The 19652-nt window shown below is 29.7% G+C and carries 17 protein-coding genes and 1 tRNA gene; 4 read left to right on the forward strand and 14 right to left on the reverse strand.

Annotated features, from left to right (window positions below; all coding sequences use genetic code 11):
- Positions 1 to 3 precede the first annotated feature (3 nt).
- From FGL08_RS12095 to purR, 12 genes are all read right to left on the reverse strand, one after another.
- The gene (locus tag FGL08_RS12095) at positions 4 to 1539 is read right to left on the reverse strand and encodes a putative polysaccharide biosynthesis protein (RefSeq protein ID WP_138211018.1); all 1536 of its coding nucleotides are present in this window, start codon (positions 1537 to 1539) and stop codon (positions 4 to 6) included.
- Between the two features lie 125 nt (positions 1540 to 1664).
- Positions 1665 to 2213 carry a stage V sporulation protein T gene (gene spoVT, locus FGL08_RS12100; RefSeq protein WP_138211019.1) on the reverse strand — a complete coding sequence of 183 codons (549 nt, stop codon included), beginning with the start codon at positions 2211 to 2213 and terminating at the stop codon, positions 1665 to 1667.
- A gap of 124 nt (positions 2214 to 2337) precedes the next feature.
- On the reverse strand, positions 2338 to 3348 hold the full coding sequence (locus tag FGL08_RS12105) for a peptidylprolyl isomerase (protein ID WP_171012065.1): 1011 nt from the start codon (positions 3346 to 3348) through the stop codon (positions 2338 to 2340).
- Between the two features lie 94 nt (positions 3349 to 3442).
- Entirely contained in the window at positions 3443 to 6967 is a 3525-nt protein-coding gene (gene mfd / locus FGL08_RS12110; RefSeq protein WP_138211021.1) for a transcription-repair coupling factor, read from the reverse strand.
- A gap of 34 nt (positions 6968 to 7001) precedes the next feature.
- Positions 7002 to 7568, reverse strand: coding sequence for an aminoacyl-tRNA hydrolase (gene pth, locus FGL08_RS12115; RefSeq protein ID WP_138211022.1), 567 nt, complete (start codon positions 7566 to 7568; stop codon positions 7002 to 7004).
- Between the two features lie 88 nt (positions 7569 to 7656).
- On the reverse strand, positions 7657 to 8811 hold the full coding sequence (locus FGL08_RS12120; RefSeq protein ID WP_138211023.1) for a S1C family serine protease: 1155 nt from the start codon (positions 8809 to 8811) through the stop codon (positions 7657 to 7659).
- A 24-nt stretch (positions 8812 to 8835) separates the two neighbouring features.
- A complete protein-coding gene (locus tag FGL08_RS12125) occupies positions 8836 to 10257 on the reverse strand; it encodes a sensor histidine kinase (protein ID WP_138211024.1) in 1422 nt (473 codons plus the stop codon).
- Positions 10258 to 10944, reverse strand: a complete 687-nt coding sequence (locus FGL08_RS12130; RefSeq protein WP_138211025.1) for a response regulator — start codon at positions 10942 to 10944, stop codon at positions 10258 to 10260.
- A gap of 161 nt (positions 10945 to 11105) precedes the next feature.
- Positions 11106 to 12065 (reverse strand): ribose-phosphate diphosphokinase, encoded by a 960-nt coding sequence (locus FGL08_RS12135; protein ID WP_138211026.1) that lies wholly within the window; start codon positions 12063 to 12065, stop codon positions 11106 to 11108.
- Between the two features lie 18 nt (positions 12066 to 12083).
- Positions 12084 to 13454 carry a bifunctional UDP-N-acetylglucosamine diphosphorylase/glucosamine-1-phosphate N-acetyltransferase GlmU gene (gene glmU / locus FGL08_RS12140; RefSeq protein WP_171012066.1) on the reverse strand — a complete coding sequence of 457 codons (1371 nt, stop codon included), beginning with the start codon at positions 13452 to 13454 and terminating at the stop codon, positions 12084 to 12086.
- A gap of 190 nt (positions 13455 to 13644) precedes the next feature.
- Complete coding sequence (gene spoVG / locus FGL08_RS12145; RefSeq protein ID WP_138211028.1) at positions 13645 to 13953, reverse strand: septation regulator SpoVG; 309 nt, start codon at positions 13951 to 13953, stop codon at positions 13645 to 13647.
- Positions 13954 to 14106: 153 nt separating this feature from the next.
- A complete protein-coding gene (purR, locus tag FGL08_RS12150) occupies positions 14107 to 14922 on the reverse strand; it encodes a pur operon repressor (RefSeq protein WP_138211029.1) in 816 nt (271 codons plus the stop codon).
- 269 nt (positions 14923 to 15191) lie between these two features.
- Between purR and murC the strand changes: the two genes are divergently transcribed.
- The 4 genes from murC (at position 15192) to FGL08_RS12170 (ending at position 17902) form a co-directional block, all read left to right on the forward strand.
- Positions 15192 to 16565 (forward strand): UDP-N-acetylmuramate--L-alanine ligase, encoded by a 1374-nt coding sequence (gene murC, locus FGL08_RS12155; protein WP_138211030.1) that lies wholly within the window; start codon positions 15192 to 15194, stop codon positions 16563 to 16565.
- A gap of 95 nt (positions 16566 to 16660) precedes the next feature.
- The gene (locus FGL08_RS12160; RefSeq protein WP_138211031.1) at positions 16661 to 16969 is read left to right on the forward strand and encodes a hypothetical protein; all 309 of its coding nucleotides are present in this window, start codon (positions 16661 to 16663) and stop codon (positions 16967 to 16969) included.
- Between the two features lie 51 nt (positions 16970 to 17020).
- Positions 17021 to 17096, forward strand: a tRNA-Pro gene (locus FGL08_RS12165).
- A 155-nt stretch (positions 17097 to 17251) separates the two neighbouring features.
- The gene (locus tag FGL08_RS12170; protein ID WP_138211032.1) at positions 17252 to 17902 is read left to right on the forward strand and encodes an HAD family hydrolase; all 651 of its coding nucleotides are present in this window, start codon (positions 17252 to 17254) and stop codon (positions 17900 to 17902) included.
- Between the two features lie 23 nt (positions 17903 to 17925).
- On the opposite strand, the gene FGL08_RS12175 is transcribed toward FGL08_RS12170, so the two are convergent.
- The gene (locus FGL08_RS12175) at positions 17926 to 18633 is read right to left on the reverse strand and encodes a 2-phosphosulfolactate phosphatase family protein (protein WP_138211033.1); all 708 of its coding nucleotides are present in this window, start codon (positions 18631 to 18633) and stop codon (positions 17926 to 17928) included.
- Positions 18634 to 18660: 27 nt separating this feature from the next.
- On the reverse strand, positions 18661 to 19593 hold the full coding sequence (mnmL, locus tag FGL08_RS12180) for a tRNA modification radical SAM protein MnmL/YtqA (protein ID WP_138211034.1): 933 nt from the start codon (positions 19591 to 19593) through the stop codon (positions 18661 to 18663).
- Positions 19594 to 19652 lie beyond the last annotated feature (59 nt).

The following is a 19652-nucleotide window of genomic DNA, read 5'->3' on the forward strand; positions in this document are numbered from 1 at the left end:
ACCTTAAGATACATTAAATTTTCCTTTAACTTCTTTATAACTGAAAATCTTAAGTATAATTACTGCTAATAAATAAGTAATAACACCAATTACTATAGCTGATAAGCAAGCTAAATCATTACTTAGTGTATGCGTATACATATATTTATACCCCAATATTACAGAAATAGACATAATTAAAGATGCTATAATAGGCTTTATTATGGAATCCAACATATTTATAGGCATTAAAAGCTTTCTTTTAATTAAAATCATATTTAAAATGCTAGAGGTTATATATCCTATTGTAGATCCTATAACTGCGCCATATATGTTTATATTAGGAATAGGTACTAGTATATAAGTTAGTATAATTTTTAATATACATCCTATTGCAAGATTTTTAACTGGAGCATAAAAGTTATTCATAGCTTGTAGAAGAGTTGTGCTACATTGACTTAGTACTATAAATGGTAAAGATATAGCCATATATTTTAAAATCGTATATCCGCCAAAGTCTCCTCTAAAAACCAGGCTCATTACAGGATATGATAAAAAATATAATCCCATAGCTGAAGGCATTGAAATCACACTAGAAAGTTTTATAACTCCTTCTACTTTATTTTGTAATTCTACCTTTCTGTTTTTCACATATGCTTCCGCTACAATAGGAACAATAGATGTACATAAAGCCACAGAAAGAGCTAACGGTACATGAGATAATGTAGCTGCCTTTCCCGTTAGTTGTCCATATAATATAGCTGCGTCTTTGCTTGAAAACCCTGCCCTTAATAACCCTCTTGGAACTACTATAGAATCAACTAATCCCATTATTGTTCCTACTACAGCCCCAAAAGAAAACGGAATAGCATTTCTCAATATATCACCTACAATGGGACGCTTAATATCTGATTTTTTCTTAGGTATATATCTTAATACTGATAAAAATTTTATAACTAAATATATAAATCCTAATAAAGAACCTATTAGTGCTCCTAACGCAGCTCCACCTGCCGCATATTCTATACCTAAAGGAAAAAGCATATATGCAAGGCCTACCCCCCCAACTACCCTTCCTATTTGCTCTATAACTTGCGAAATCGCAGTTGGATTCATATTATGTAATCCTTGAAAAAAACCTCTTAAAATTCCCATTGTTATTACGAATACAGGCGCAAGAGATGTAGCTATTAATGCATAGTATGATTTTCTATCCCATCTTAAAGAGGTTATTATGTTATCGGAAAAAAATATTAATATAAAGGAAAATGCCAAAGCCGTAGGAATCATAATTAAAAAAGTGGATCGAATAACTCTAAGTATACCATTTCCATCATTTTTAGCATTCATCTCCGAAATTATCTTTGATACCGCTATAGGTATCCCTGAAGATACCGCTATAAAAGTAAGATATAATGGATATGACATTTGATAATATCCCATACCTTCATCACCAAGGAGAATTTGCATTGGGATTCTAAAAAACAACCCCAAAAACCTTGCAAATATACCAGCTGCCCCTAAAATTAAGGTGCTTTTTATCAAGGTCTGTCTTTTCATAAATAATTACCCCCAATAATAAATATATAAAATTGCCCTATATTAAATATATTTTTTATTTTAGGTATTATTACTTAAGAAAAAAATAAGTGGCAGTAAGAAAAGTTCTTACTGCCACTTATGTATTATTCCATTTGCTTTCCTAAGAAATTAGCTGCCGTTTCAGCTAGCTTTAACTCTAAATCTCCAAATTCTTTTCTGTCATCATCAGTCAACATAACTACATTACCAATGGTATCTCCTTCAGCTATTATTGGAGCTATAACTTGGTACTTATATCTAGATTCATCATCATCTTCATATATAGGAATTATATCTTCTGATCCTTCACCTAAAATAATAGGCTTTCTTTCTTCCATAATTCTTTCTAAATCAGAACTGATTTTTCTATCCATATATTCTTTTCTAGATCCACCACTTATTGAAATAATACCATCTTTATCTGTTATTATTACTGTTCCTCCAAGAGATTGTTGAAGAGCATCTGCATATTCCTTTGAAAAATTACTTAACTCTTCTATTGGAGAATACTTCTTTAGTATTACGCCACCTTCCCTATCTGTAAATATCTCTAGTGGGTCTCCTTCTCTTATCCTTAAAGTTCTTCTAATTTCTTTAGGTATAACAACTCTTCCTAAATCATCTATACGTCTTACTATACCTGTTGCCTTCATTTGTTTTCCTCCTTTTATACATGTGTTACATAAAATATCCTTGTGTTATTATTATCTTTATAATTATGAAATTTTATACACATATATAAATCATTTTTTCATAGTAAGACATAATTTTCATATATTATTTTAAATTATCCTCATAAGTCTTAGCTTTTACTTCTTCTTTCCACTTTTTCATATTCTCTTCCCAAGTTTTTAATTTCTTTTCAGCTATTAATTTTTCATTTATTCTCTCTTTTACTTCTTCATATTTTTTTGCTGGATAGTCTGTTTTATCTAAAACTTTTACAATATGAAATCCATCTTCATCTTTAACTGGTGTAGTTACCTCACCTTTTTTAAGTGTCATTGTACTTGTTAAATAAGGTTTTTGATAAAGTTCTCTATATGTTAAAAATCCTATTTCTCCACCTTTAGATTTAGTCATTTCATCTTTACTTTTCTCTTTAGCAATTTTAGCAAAATCTGCACCACCATCTAATTTCTTCTTTATAGCATCCGCTTCTTCTTTCTTCTCTACAACTATTTGTGCAAGTTTAACACCATTAGGTTTTTCTGTAAAATCATTCACATTTTTATTGTAATGTTCTTTCATTTCCTTTTCATCTACTTTTACATCTTTAGTTACACTTTCATATAATTTATTTGTAGTTAATTCTATTTGTACATTTTCTTTTATCCTAGATTTTAATTTTTCCTCTGTAAGCTTCTCTTTTTCAAGAGCCTTCTTGTAGTCCTCTTCTTTTGGGAAATTAGCTTTTATTTGTTTATAAGCTTCATCAGCTTTTTTATTTATTTCTTCGTCAGTTACCTTTACCTTTAAATCCTTAGATTTCTTTAATATAATTTCATTGCTAACTAAAACTTGAAGTAATTGCTCTCTTTGTTTTTGTAAAATTTCTTTAGCTTCTGAATTCTCTTCATATTTTTCTCCAAACTTTTCTTTTAATGCAGCATGCATAAATGCTAATCTATCATCAATTTCTCCTCTAGTAATCACTTTACCATTTACTTTGGCAACTTTACTTTTAGCTACAGATTCAGGTGTTTTTTGTACCATTTTACAACCTGTTAATCCAACTGTTATTGAAAATGCTAAAACAATACTTACAACTTTCTTTGTATTCTTCACTTTACTTCCCCCGATTCATATCTATTTTTTTATTATCTATCTGTATATCCTTGAATAAAATTCATATTCTACAAAATTTATTCTATCACAAATATTACCTATTTAAAACTATACTTTTAAAGTCTTTTAGAATTTTTATTAAATTCTCCAATAAATCTTCCTTTTTTATATTTTTTAAATTATAAGCTATTATAGGCTCTTCGCCCATTTTAATTATAAGTTCTTTTCTATATTCAGATAAAACTTTTTTAATAATATCTTTTGAAAGCTTATCTTTATTTAAAAACTGCATATTAACTCTATCTTTAACCTCTTTAATTTCTACTATTCCTATTGAATTTGCAACGCTTTTTAAGTAAGCTATATTAATAAGATTATTAACTGGTACTGGAATATCTGAGAATCTATCTTCAATTTCTTCTTGTATATCCATCAATTCATCCATAGACGATATAGATGCAATTTTTTTATAAACTTCGATTTTTTGTGTTTCATCCTTAATATATCCACTAGGGATATATGCATCTATTTTAATTTCTATGGTTGTTTCAATTTCTTCTTTTTCTATATCACCCTTGATTTTACTTATAGTATCTTCTAACATACGACAATATAGATCATATCCAACAGAAGACATATGTCCATGCTGGGACGATCCCATCATATTACCTGCACCTCTTATTTCTAAATCTCTCATAGCAATTTTAAAACCAGATCCTAGTTCTGTAAATTCCTTTATTGCTTTTAATCTTTTCTCTGCTACCTCTGTTAGGACTTTGTCTTTTTTATAAGTAAAATATGAGTAAGCTAATCTATTAGAACGTCCAACTCTTCCTCTTAGCTGATAAAGCTGAGATAATCCCATTTTATCTGCATCATATATTATCATTGTGTTAGCATTTTGAACATCTATACCAGTTTCTATAATTGTAGTACATAGAAGAAGGTCATATTTTTGTTCTATAAAATCTATCATTATATTTTCTAATTCCCGTTCACTCATCTGCCCATGTGCCACAGCTATCCTTGCTTCCGGAACTAATTTATGCAAATATGAACTCATATCTAATATAGTTTCTACCCTGTTGTATACAAAGAATATCTGTCCATCACGACTAATCTCCCTTAGAATTGCATCTCTAATAAGTTGTTCATTAAATTCAACAACATAAGTTTGAATTGGATATCTTTCTTCTGGTGGAGTTTCTATAACACTAATATCCCTCACCCCTGTCAAGGACATATGTAATGTTCTTGGGATAGGTGTTGCTGATAAAGTTAGGACATCAATGTTTTTCTTTAACTCTTTCACTTTTTCCTTATGTTTCACTCCAAATCTTTGTTCTTCATCTACAATCAAAAGACCTAAATCTTTAAAGATAACATCTTTCTGTAATATTTTATGTGTACCTATAATAATATCTAAATTTCCTTCTTTTAATAATTGTAATGCCTTCTTTTGTTCAGCTGGTGTCCTAAATCTAGAAAGCATATCTATTTTTACAGGAAAATCACTAAATCTTTTTAAAAAATTATTATAATGTTGTTTTGCTAATATAGTTGTGGGAACTAAAACTGCCACCTGTTTGCCATCCATCACGGATTTAAAGGCAGCCCTTAGCGCCACTTCAGTTTTTCCATATCCAACATCCCCACAAAGTAGCCTATCCATAGGTTTATTGGATTGCATATCTTTTTTTATGTCTTCTATAGCAGTTAGCTGATCAGGGGTCTCTTGAAATGGAAATTCCTCCTCAAATTGTTTTTGCCAAACAGTATCCTTTGAAAAAGCATAACCTTTTAGTATACTTCTTGCTGCATACAATTTTATCAATTCTTCTGCTATATCTTCTATAGATTTTTTTACTTTCCGTTTAGCCTTTGTCCACTCAGCACTACTTAACTTTGTAACCTTAGGTGATTTCCCTTCCGAACCGATATATTTTTGTACAAGATCCAATTGTTCTACAGGTACGTAAAGTATATCATTACCGCCATAGGCAACTTGAAGATAATCTTTTTTATGGTTTCCAACTTCAAGCTGCTTAATTCCTCTATATACACCTATACCGTGGTTTACATGAACTACATAGTCACCTAACTTTAATTCAGTAAAACTCTTTATTTTTGATATACCCTTTTGAGACGTTTTACTGCTTCTCAACTTTCTTTTAGATTCACCAAAAACACCTTTATCTGATATAACACAAAGCTTTAAATCTGGATAATCATAACTTTTTAGTTGACTTCCGTAGCTTACAACGACTTCCCCGTTATGTATCTCATCAACTAAATCTTTATAAACACTTTCCACTCCTCTATCTATTAAAGTATCTATTAACCTTTGTCCTCTACTTTTAGTTCCAGATAATATTAATATTTTATATTGCTTTTTCTTTTTATCTCTAATATCATCTATTAGCAGATCAAGTTGTCCATGATAATCATTTAATGTTATTTGAGTAAAGGATACTATGGATTTTGGAGCAAATTCTTTTAAAGTTTTAGGCATAGAGCTAACTGTAATCATCTCTTTTTCTTCTAATATCCCTTTAAGCATATCTCTGCTTATAATTAATTCACCTTGTCTAGGTAGTATATTTCCTCTGCTCAAAAAATTCTCATAGTTTTCATTGAACTCCATATAAAGGCTCTCTATTTTACCCGAACATCTCTGTGGATCATCCATTACTAAAAAAGCACCTTTAAAGTAATCAAAAAAAGTTGAGGTTTTTTCATAGAAATATGGTATATAACTGTCTATTGTCTCAAAACTCCATCTTTCTTTTAAAGATTCTAAATTACTCTTTATTATTCCATTTATCTTTTCTACTTCTTCATTTTTCTTACTATCCTTGAATTTATCTGATAAAATGTTTAAGTCTTCTTTTATCGCATTATATCCTTTATTAAGATTTTCATTATAAAGAATTATCTCTTTTGCTGGAAAAATCTCTATAGTATAACACTTTTCTATACTCCTCTGTGTCTCAGCACTAAATGTTCTGATAGAATCTATCTCATCATCGAAAAGTTCAATTCTATAAGGCATATCAGCTATAGGAGGGAATATATCTATTATTCCTCCTCTTATAGAGAATTGACCCTTATTCTCAACAGTTAGACTTCTTTCATATCCACATTGAACGAGCTTTTCACTTAATTCTTTTATATCTAATATATCTCCTACTGAAAGCTTAAATATATTCTCTTTAAATAAATCTACAGGGGTGTAAACAGAAGCTAATGCATCTACACAAGTTATAAGTACACTATTTTTTCCTTGTAGAACTTCTTTTAAAACCCGTAATCTTTCCCATCTTAAATCACCAGAAATAGCATCTATATTATAAAACACTAATTCTTTAGTGGGAAAATAACTTAAATTAGGTATATATAAGTTTAAATCTTCATAAAGATTTCTAGCCTCTACGTCGCTGTGAGTAATAATTAGTATTGGCTTATTTATTTTATTATATAATCCACTTATTAAATAAGCTTTTGCTGATTCTGATATGCCATAAATTCCTACAGGAAAGTTATTCTTATCTATATTTTTATTTATTTCAAGAAACTTATCACTCTCGAGTAGTGGCTGCATTAATCCTTTTAATCTCATAATATTACACCTCTTAATCTAAGCAATCACTTCATTACTCAGCAATAAAACCATTATATTTATTCATGGCTTCAGGAACACCTTCACTTATGATTGTTTTTACTATTTCTGGACACACATTTAATACACCTTCAACTTTCGCTCTTCCCTCTTTAGAAAATCTTCCTAAAACATGAGACACGAGCTCCCCCCTAGGTGCACCTACCCCTATTTTAATTCTAGGGAAATCGTCTGTACCTATCTTTTTTATGATATCCTTTATTCCGTTATGACCACCCGCACTGCCCTTAGCTCTTATCCTAACTCTACCTTCATCCAAACTAATATCATCATATAGTACTATTATGTTTTGTGAAGGGATATTAAAATAATCTGAAGCTAATATAACACTATCACCACTTAGGTTCATATATGTGGAAGGTTTTAAAAGAATGACCTTCTCCATTCCTATTCTGACTTCTCCATATAATCCTTTAAATTTTTCCCTATCAATGCCAAGTTTATACTCCTTTGCTAAAATATCTATTGCATCAAACCCTGCATTATGTCGCGTTTTATCATATTCCTTTCCAATGTTTCCAAGTCCAATTACTAAATACATTTTGACCTCCAACATACCTCTTTAAAATTTATAAAAATAATTAGCATGCATATGCATGCTAATTATTTATTTTAAATTATTTAGTGTATTACTTCAAGCTATAAGCACTTATATCATTATAAATAATTTCACCATTTCTCCAAATTTTCAAAATCAATCTATCATCTTTTTTATGATTACTTACAATCTCAACCAGCTGAGCTAAATCTTTAATTTCCTTATCATTCACTGCCAATATTATATCTGTTGGTCTAATTTTAGCAATCTCACCTATACTCCCCTTACAAACTTTTTGTATATAAAGGCCTTTAACTCCATCATTAGAAGTAGGAACTGTGCCTTTTCCCATTATTCCTATATTCTTTATAACTGTATTATTATTATTTAATATATTCTCTACAATTTCCTGTACTTCTGTAATTTTTAAAGCACTATAAGTTATTTCTGGGGAAAGCTTAACTTTAGGTGCAAAATTTATTCCTATTAAGTTACCACCCTCATTATACATAAAAATATTATCAGTTTCTTCTCTTCTTAGTATATTGGTTATTATTACATTAATAAGACTTTTACCTTTAATAGATGTATTACTATTACCAAATATCTTCTTATGGATGCCTTCAACACTTCCTTGAAATATTTCTACATCCTCTAATTTACTCTTTTCTTCTATAACTATAACCCTATCACCTTTAGATGTATTGTCTATTATGTCTGGAAAATCAATCTTACCAACATCCACCTTAATAACACCAATCTTACTTAAAGAATCTTTACCTATGAACTCTCCATGACGTATAACCTTATTAAAAAACTGAATTTCAATGTTTTCTTTTAGGTTTATATTATCAGAACAAGTTATTATATGTCCATCATCTCTATAAACTACACCCAACCTCTTCTTATTTCCATTTTTTATTACAACAATGCCTTTTTCAATTTTGTTTAAAGCATGTTTGTTGTTTTCTAATATCTCTTTTTTAGAAATAATCTTCTTGTTTTCGAATTTAGTAGTTAGCTTTTTATTAGTTAGATTTATAGTTTTAGTCTTATTATCATTTTTCATATATGCACTTATAAACATTCCTGACACTACAGTAACTGTAATAATAAAAGTGGTTCTTATAAAATAATTAATCCTTTTTTGTTTTTTACTTTTTCTAAATTCTATATTTTTTTGCACCGTATTAACATTTTGTTTTTTGTCAAACTTCTTAGTAATAAGTCTAGATTTTTTCTTCACCTTATCACTTCCTGTTTAAAATGTTTAATTCTTTTTAGACTTATCCAAAGTAAAGGAAAAGCATACACCTTTATCTATATTTTGTGCCCATATTTCTTGATTAAGTTGTGATAAAATTTCCCTTACTATAGAAAGTCCTAAGCCTGTACTCACTTTAGCCGTTCTAGATTTATCACCTCTATAAAACCTTTCCCATAACTTGTTTAGAGTATCCTCAGGTATAGGATCACTTTCATTATATATAGAAATTATAGCTTTTTTGGATTTACTTTTACAATTTATCTTTATTTCAGCTTCATCTTTAGAGTACTTAATAGCATTGTCTAATAAGTTTGTAATTACTTGCACAAGCCTATCTTTATCTGCAACTACCAAAAGCTTGTCATTATCAAAACATACATCTACTTTTAAATCTTTTTCTCTTATCTTAGTTTCAAATTTTAGAACTGTAACCCTTATAATTTCATTTATATCAACATCTTCTACAATTAATTTAAACTTACCATCTTGTAATGCAGAAAGATCTAAAAGTTCATTAACCAAACGAGTTAGACGTTGAATTTCTTCATAAGCCAATTTTAAATAGTATCTTTCTTTTTCCTTTGGTATAATTCCATCTATTATTCCACCTATAAATCCTTTTATAGAAGTTATAGGTGAACGTATTTCATGAGATACATTGGATATAAACTGCCTTCTATTATCCTCAACCTTTTCCAAAAAATCTGCCATATAATTAAATGAACTTGCAAGCTCACCAATTTCATCGTCGGCCTTTATAGTTACCCTCTTTTCTACTTCTCCTCTTGATATCTTTCTTGCAACTTGATTTATCTCTCCCAAAGGTTTTACTATTATTCTTTGAGAAAATCTATAAATTATTATACACGATATTATTATTCCCAAAATTACTGATATCCATATTATTTCGTATACTCCATTTAAGGGCTCCGTAATTTCTGTCATAGGTGTATTCATTATAATGGCTCCCGCAAACTCTTTTGCAGGTGTAAATATAGGAATTTCTATACTATGAATTAAATTGTTATATATTTGCCCATAAGTACCCTTCTTCTCAATTATTTTTCTTTTTTTTAGGTCTTCAATATCTTTTATAAAAAGTTGATTTCCTATTAATTTTTTATGTGAAGAGTTAGAAACAGCATATATATACCCCCAATTATCCACTATCCATATATCAGCATTTAAATAACCACCTATAAACTCTAAAGTTTCTTCCACAGATTCTGGAGTTGTTTCATTTTTTATATATCTTAGTGCTAGCTGACTTATTATAACTGATTGACTTTCCAATTGCTCTTTTCTTTGTTTAAAATAATAAGTTTCAAACCAAAAGGAAAGAAATGTAGCTAATATAACAAAACTCAAAGATATTATAAGCGTATATGTAGCTAGCATTTTAGTAAATAATCCTCTTTTTTTCATCTACTTTACCTCAAATTTATAACCTACACCCCAAACTGTTTCAATTTGCCAACTATCAGCGCCTTGTAGCTTCTCTCTTAATCTTTTTACGTGAACATCTACAGTTCTTGAATCACCTGGGTAATCATACCCCCAAACTTCGCATAATAGTTGTTCTCTTGTAAACACTTTATTTTTATTTAATGCTAAAAAGTATAAAAGCTCAAATTCTTTTGGAGGCATTTTTACTTCTGCTTCTTTGTATGTTACATTATATGAGTTAATATCTATTTCCAAATCTTCAAAATTTAAAACTTCTTTATTAGTTCCTTCTAAATTATACCTTCTAAGTACAGCTTTAACTCTTGCTAATAATTCTTTAGGTTCGAAAGGTTTTACCATGTAATCATCAGCTCCAAGTTCAAGACCTAGAACCTTATCAAAAGTATCACCCTTTGCCGTTAAAAGAATTATAGGAGTTTCTGAATCTTTTCTAATAGCTTTAAGTACATCGATACCATCTACATAAGGTAACATTATATCTAAAATCATTAGGTCAGGTTTATATACACCAAACTTCTCTATAGCATCTCTACCGTTATGAACCATATCTGTTTCATATCCTGAATTCTCTAAATACATCTTTATTACTTCACATATATTTTCATCATCATCTACTATTAAAACTCTTGCGATTGACCCTTCCACCCTAAACTCCTCCTTTTAAAACTTATAATATTAATTTATCATAATTTATTGTATTATTATTATTTTTAGCATAAAAGTTACAAAATATTTACCTTAAATCTTTATATTCAAAATAAAGACATGCTATGATTTAATCATAACATGTCTTATATAAAAAAGTATTATCCCTCGAAAAGTTTACTTACTGAAACATCTTCATGAATCCTTTTGATAGCTTCAGCAAATATAGGCGCAACTGGTAATGTTCTAAATTTACTTATTTTCTTTTCTTCTGGTAAATTTATTGTATGTAACATAACGATTTCTTTTAAAACGGAATTTTCTAATCTTTCTATGGCAGGTCCAGATAAGACGCCATGGCTACAACAAGCATAAACTTCTTTTGCACCCATCTTTTTTAATGCAGCAGCACCATTTGTTATTGTTCCTGCTGTATCTATCATGTCATCAATCATTATACAAACTTTATCTTTTACATCCCCAATTATATTCATTACTTCTGACACATTAGCTTTAGGTCTTCTTTTATCGATAATTGCTATTGGAGCATGTAATCTATCTGCAAATTTTCTTGATCTTGCAACACTTCCTAAATCAGGAGATACTACAACAACATCTTCTCTATCTTTAAATCCCTTTTCTACAAAGTGGTTACCAAGTATTGGACAACCCATTAAATTATCTACTGGGATATTAAAATATCCTTGAATTTGTGCTGCATGTAAATCCATTGTTAGAACCCTATCTGCCCCTGATGTTGTTATTATGTCAGCTACTAATTTAGCTGTAATTGGATCTCTTGCCTTAGCTTTTCTGTCTTGTCTCGCATATCCATAGTAAGGTATTACAGCTGTAATTCTTCCAGCTGATGCTCTTTTTAATGCATCAATCATAATCAATAATTCCATTAGATTATGATTTACAGGCGCATTAGTAGATTGAACTACAAACACATCAGTTCCTCTTACTGTTTCATTAATATTGACAGAAATTTCCCCGTCACTAAATGTTGATACTTCTGAATTCCCCAAAGATATACCAAGTCTATCAGCAATGTCTTCTGCTAATTTTTTATTGGCATTACCTGTGAAAATTTTAATGTTACTACCATTAAATTGCATCTCTAGACCTCCTAAATATTATTTCTTTAGCCCCTTTTTTTCTACCCACTTGTCAATATTAGTCTGCCTAGCTCTTGCAATGGCCAAACTTCCTTCCGGAACTTCTTTGGTAATTGTTGAACCAGCAGCTACATATGAGTTGTTTTTAATCTCAACTGGTGATATAAGGTTAGCATTACATCCAATAAAAACATTATCTCCTATGATTGTCTTATGTTTCTCTTTTCCGTCATAATTTACAATTACTGTCCCACAACCAAAATTACATTTTGAACCTACTTCAGAATCTCCTATGTATGTTAGATGTGATACCTTAGTATTATCACCTATTGTTGACTTTTTAATTTCTACAAAATCGCCAATCCTTGCATTTTTACCTATGTTACTATCAGGTCTTATATATGCAAATGGCCCTACTGTAGTGTTTTCTCCAATGTTACTATCTAGAACCACTGAACTTTGAATAGTAACTTGAGCACCTATTATACTATCTTTGATTCTAGAATTTGGATACAACATACATCCTTCCTTAATAACAGTCTTACCCTCTATTACATTGCCTGGATATATTATAGTGTCAGAACCTATTTCAACTTCTGACCCAATATATGTGTTGTTCGGGTCTATTAATGTAACACCATTTTCCATATGCATCTTATTTATTCTTTTTCTCATAATTATCTCTGCATTTGAAAGTTCTACTTTAGAATTTACGGCAGTTATCTCTTCAACTGGTACTGTAAATGCACCTACTTTAAGACCTTGAGTTTTGAATATCTCAATTACATCTGTAAGATAGTATTCACCTTGTGCATTATTATTATTTAATTTATGTAAATTTTCTAGCAATAATTCAATATCAAAACAATACATTCCTGAATTTATTTCATTAACTTGAACCTCTTCTTCGTTACAATCTTTAAATTCAACAATTTTTTCTACTTCTCCTGAAGAATTTCTAATAATTCTTCCATACTTAGCTGGTTCTTCTAGAATAGATGTTATGACAGTAGCTTTATATTCTCCATCTGTGTGAAATTCGAATAGTTTTTCTACCATTTGCTTAGTGATAAGAGGTCCATCGCCCACAAAAATAGCTACAGTTCCTTTCTTATTACTAAGAAATTCTTGTGCACACATTGCAGCATGACCTGTTCCTAATTGTTTATCTTGAAATGAATAAGTAATTTTTCTGTCTTTAGTTCCTTCTTTTACCTTATCAGCACCTTTTCCTACAACTAAATTAATATCTTGTATTCCTGCTGATTTCAGATTATCTATAACATGGTTTACCATTTCTTTTCCACAAACTTTATGTAAAACTTTTGGCAGGCTTGATTTCATTCTTTTGCCTTCCCCTGCTGCTAATATAATAGCACACTTACACAAATTGAACACCTCATTCATCTATTTTTTACATTAATATATTTTATAAATATAAAAATCCCTTTATATTATATTTTATAAGCTATATATTTTCAACCTTATAAAAAAACTTTTAATAATTTACTTTAATAAAATGCACTCAAAAACCTCACCAGTACAAAAAAATAAAAAGGAGCATCAACTCCTTTTAAATTTATTCTTCACATTGACAATGACACTCGCATTGACATTCTTCTGTTTCAGTTTGATTTTTAACCTTTTCATATTCCGATAAAATAGAATCTTGTATTTTTTGTCTTGTATCAGTATTTATTGGATGAGTGATATCTTTAAACTCTCCATTAGGTGTTTTTCTGCTTGGCATAGCTATAAAAAGTCCATTCTTTCCTTCTATAACCTTAATGTCGTGTACAACAAATTCTCCGTCGAAGGTTACTGATACAATAGCCTTCATTTTACTATCTGCAGAAATTTTTCTTATTCTTACATCTGTAATTTGCATAGGTCCACCTCCAAAACAGTTACTTTATATATCTATTCTCTACAAATTACATTTTTCCTTCTAATTGTTTAAAAAATTCTAAATTTTTTTAAATAACTAGAAATGTTTTTGTAAAATTACAGTGTTGTACATATTATACTATTTAAATTAATTTTATTTTTTACATGAAGGTAGTAAAATCGCTTCTCCTTCTTCCGTGATACCTTGAAATTGCACTAGGGATATGTAATCTTTTACTAATTTTTCCTTATCATCTATTTGTTCTATCAATACTCCTATACCTAAGAGCTCACATTGAAACTCTGTAAGAAGATTTATTATACCCGTAGCAGTTCCTCCACCTTTCATAAAGTCATCTATAAATAAACACTTACTTCCTCTATCTATTGACTTTGTGGAAAGTGTCATAGTTTGGATTCTCTTAGTAGATCCAGATACATAATTAATACTTACCGTTGTACCCTCAGTAACTTTAGTGTCATGCCTAACTATAACCAGTTTAACACCCAAGCATTTTGCCACCTCATAAGCTAATGGAATGCCTTTAGTCTCAACTGTTATAACACAATCTAAATTTAAATGATTAAACTTTGACGCTAAAATAGCTCCTGCCTTGGTTATTATCCTCGGATTATAAAGTAAATCCGTCATATAAAGAAAGTTACCTGGTATTATTCGATTTTTATCCATAAGCATAGTACACAACTCTTCAATAAATTCTTGTCCTTCCCTATCACTTATTTCTGGTATATATTTTATACCCCCTGATGCCCCAGATACTGTTTCTATTTTTCCCATGGAAAGTTTACCTAAACATTCTCTTACTATGACAATATCTTCACTTATAGTAGATTTTGCCGCATTTAAAGTATTCGTAAAAGTATTTAAGTTTATTATCCTATTAGGATTTTCAATTAAAACCTTTGTTATCGCAGCTACCCTTTGATTTCTAGTAAACTTATTTTCCATCAACATCACCTTTAAAAAATTTTTAACGAATTATTTCCGTATATATGATAAAATTATTCATGTTTTATATTATATTTTACATCATTAAAATAATTTTAACCATAAAATAGTTAAATTTTTAATTTATTTTTTATAATTTCTCTTTTTTGTGTTGCTTTTTATAACATTTGTATATAATTATTAATGTAATAATTATATTAGTAGCGTATATTCTTATTTATAGTTTTTATATATAAAATATAATTTTAATATATTAGGGAGTGATTATTGTGTCTTTAAATTGTATAAACTACGCTAACAAAAAAGTTCACTTTATAGGTATAGGTGGAATAAGTATGAGCGGACTTGCTGAAATTTTACTTAAAGATGGGGTTAGCGTTTCTGGTTCTGATATGAAGGAAAGCCATATTACTGAAAAATTAAGAGCATTAGGTGCCTCTATATATATAGGTCATAACGAAAAGAATGTAGAAGATAAGGATGTCATAGTATATACTGCTGCTATTTCTTCTGATAATCCTGAACTAATAAAATCTAAGGAATTAAACCTAATTATGTATAATAGGGCAGAATTCCTAGGTGAAATAATGAAAAGTTACAAATACAATATAGCCGTATCTGGTACTCATGGAAAGACTACAACTACTTCTATGGTATCCCACATAGCTTTAAGTGGTAAATTAGATCCAACAATACTAGTGGGTGGGGAGCTAGACATAATAAAAGGTAATATACTAGTTGGAAATAGTGAATATCTTATAACTGAAGCGTGTGAATACAAAGAATCTTTTCTAAAATTTTATCCTTATATAGGCATTATATTAAACATAGATGCTGATCACCTAGATTATTATAAAGATATAAATCACATAAAGGAGGCCTTCTCAAAGTTCATAGATATTATCCCTAAAGATGGCTACTTAATAGCTAATGCAGAAGATAAAAATATTATGAGTATAATTGATAAGGCTGAATGTAATGTTATGACTTTTGGTATAAATAATGGAACGTTACGAGCAAAAGATATAGTATTTAATAATAATGGAAATGCATCTTATACTGTATCTATGGATGGAGAAGACTTATTTAGGCTAAACCTATCCGTTCCTGGAGAACATAATATACTAAATTCTCTATCCACTATTGGATCTGCTTTAAGCTTAAACATACCATATGAAGATATAAAACATGGATTAGAAAGTTTCCATGGAACCCATAGAAGGTTTGAAGTTAAAGGTGTCAAGAATGGTGTAACTGTTATAGATGATTATGCTCATCACCCTACAGAAATATTATCTTCTATTAAAACAGCCTTAAAATATCCTCATAATAAAATATATTGCTTATTCCAACCACACACATATACAAGAACTTATTCATTATTTAATGAGTTCTGTAGTTGTTTTGATGGAGTGGATAAACTTCTAGTTGCTGATATATATGCTGCAAGGGAAAAAGATACAGGTCTTGTTCATTCCAAAAATCTTGCACAGAAGATTAAAGAAAAAAATATAGATACACTTTATATGCCAAGTTTTGAAGCTATGGATAAATACCTAAAGGACAATTGTACCGAGGGTGATTTAATATTAACTGTAGGTGCTGGAGATATAAACAAGGTTGGAGAAAGTTATTTAAAATAAATTAAATAAAAAAATATAAATATAATAATAAAAACCACCACTTTGGGAAAAATATATATTAATAATTATATAAAACTCGAAATGGTGGTGTTTTTGTGAAAAACTTTATTATCTCAGGATTCTTAGATTTAATATTAGTACTAATATCATATTTTATCTTCAGAGCAATAATAAATGGTCCTACGAGACACAAAATATACGAAAAATTAATGAGCTCATTTGCTAAATTTATAATTTTTCTTTTTGTAGTAACTGTTGCCATTACAGGAATTACAGCTGTAATACTTTATAAAACCCGTTATATTCAATATATAAATATAGTTACTCCTGCCTTAGTATCAATCTTTGTAGGTTTTGTTGTATCAACTGTACCTACTCGTGGATATGAAGAGCAAAAAAATTAAATACCTTTGTTGACAAGCTACAATTAATTTAGTATAATTGTTCTTGTCTTTCGGGGTGTGGCGCAGATGGGAGCGCGCGTGGTTTGGGACCATGAGGTCGCAGGTTCAATCCCTGTCACCCCGACCAAAGGATCACTTTTAGTGGTCCTTTTTATTTTTTATAATATTATTTAAATTATAAAAACTCCATATTTCCCTTACGTGGACTCTTATTTTATCATTAAATTAGTAAATAAACATGATATACTAAATATATTATTATATTTAAGAGGGGATTCTAATATGTTAGATAATATTAATGGTGCTATATTTGATTTAGATGGAACTCTAATCGACTCTATGGATATATGGGCTAAAATAGATATGGATTACTTAAATGCTCACAATATATCTATGCCTAGTGATTTAAGAGATGCAGTAGAACATTTAAGTTTTGAAAAAACTGCCTCATATTTTAAAAAGAGATTTAACTTACCCTATAGTGAAAAAGAAATTCAAGACCAGTGGTTTACTATGGCATTAGAAGAGTACTCTAGAAATATTAAACTTAAACCTGGTGTTAGAAAACTTTTAGAACTTTTAAAACGTCGTAACATAAAAATAGCTCTAGCAACCAGTAACTGTACACCATTAATATATGCCTGCTTAAAACCTAAAGGTTTACTTAACTATTTTGATGTAATTACAACAACAAGTGAAGTTTCAAAAGGAAAATCATTTCCAGACATATATCTTCATACCGCAAAAAAATTAGGCATATCTCCAGAAAATTGCATAGTTTTTGAAGATATCTTGCCTGCCATAAAGGGTGCTAAAAAAGCTGGCATGAAAGTTGTTGCAATTTTTGATACCTTCTCAGAGTCCCAGAAACTAGAAATAGAATCTATTGCAGATAAATATATAAAAGATTTTAATGAATTATTAACTACATAAATAAAATAGTTCCCTAAAGGGAACTATTTTATTTCGCCACCTATACACTGTGGAACTTTGTTTATTATATCTTTCTGCATACAATACTTCAAATCTTCATTCAATCCCAAATTCTTTAGTCTTTTGTAATGATATGCTTCTTTAACAAAGCTAAGTATATCTTCATGATTCTTATAAGATATAAACGCAGTCTTTGCAATGTCACTTAATTCCACATCATTTTTTATCTCTATAATTTTCTGCATTATGTACCCTGCACATATGAAATCATCCATAGAAAACTCTCCATCTGTGCCAGAATTAACTATCACTAAGTCTTGTCCTAGATTACAAACCTTCTTTGCAACTGCTCTTGCATTTATCATAGCTCCTATAAACACATTATCAGCATATTCACAATTCCTTATAGCCCTAGTACCATTACTGGTTGTAATAATTAAATTTTTACCTTCTATAATCTCCCTAGAATACTCTAGAGGAGAATTAGAGCAGTTAAAGCCTTGTATTTTAAGAGCATTCCTTTCACCACCTAAAATACACGCTCTAGTGCTAATATCCTTGTAACTAAAAGCTTCTTCTTTAGAGAGAACAGGAATTACCTTTGAGCATCCATTATTTAATGCAGTTACAATTACACTTGTTGCTCTTAAAACATCAATGATTACTACATTTTTTCCTTCTATCTTTTCCTTTCCTATATAATCTGCAGATATAATTAAATCTATTTCCATATTATTATTCCCCCTTTTGAGTCTAAACTATAAACTTTTATATTTCTTGCCCTGAAATATATCTTCATCCTCCAACTTTTTATCTATAGCGTTTAATACTTCCCATTTTCTTAGACTCCACATAGGGCCTATTAGTAAATTTCTCGGTGCATCCCCTGTAAGCCTATGTATTACTACAGAAGGTGGAAGTAAGGTTATAGCTTCACATATGACTTCTAAATAATCATCCATAGTCATAAGTTCTAATTCACCATTATTATATAGTTTCACCAAAGATGTTCCCTCCATTAAATGAAGAAGGTGAATCTTTATACCTTGTATATCCATATTAGCAAGATACCTTATAGTATCTAACATATCATATTTACTTTCGCCAGGTAACCCAAAAATCGTATGTACAACTACATCTATATTTCTGGCTCTTAAATCTTTAACTGCCTTTTCAAAAATTTCTAGTTCGTACCCTCTATTTATTAACTTAGCTGTACTTTCCTTTGATGTTTGAAGGCCCAATTCAACCCATGTATAAAGTTCCTTATTATAAGATGAAAGTAAATCTAGTACATCCTCTTCTAGACAATCAGGTCTTGTGGCTATAGCTAATCCCACTACCCCCTCTTTTTCTATGGCTTCTTTGTACTTTTCATCTAATACCTCTATAGGTGCATAAGTGTTAGTATAAGCTTGAAAATACGCTATATACTTTTCACTTTTCCATTTTTTATTCATCATACACTTTATATCTTCAAATTGCTTATCTATAGAAAATTGTCTATCTCCTGCAAAATCCCCAGAACCTCTAGAACTGCAGAATATACATCCTCCGGAACTTATTTTTCCATCCCTATTAGGACAAGTAAATCCTGCATCAAGAGATATTTTAAATACTTTTTCTCCAAATTTCTCTCTTAAAAAATAGTTTAAACTATGATATCTTTTGCTATCCCAAAATTTTTGCATATAATTATTCCTTTCAAAAGTCTTTAATTATATTTTAAGCCTATAATTAATAAACTTCA

The organism is Hathewaya histolytica (assembly GCF_901482605.1).
Lineage (GTDB): Bacteria > Bacillota > Clostridia > Clostridiales > Clostridiaceae > Hathewaya > Hathewaya histolytica.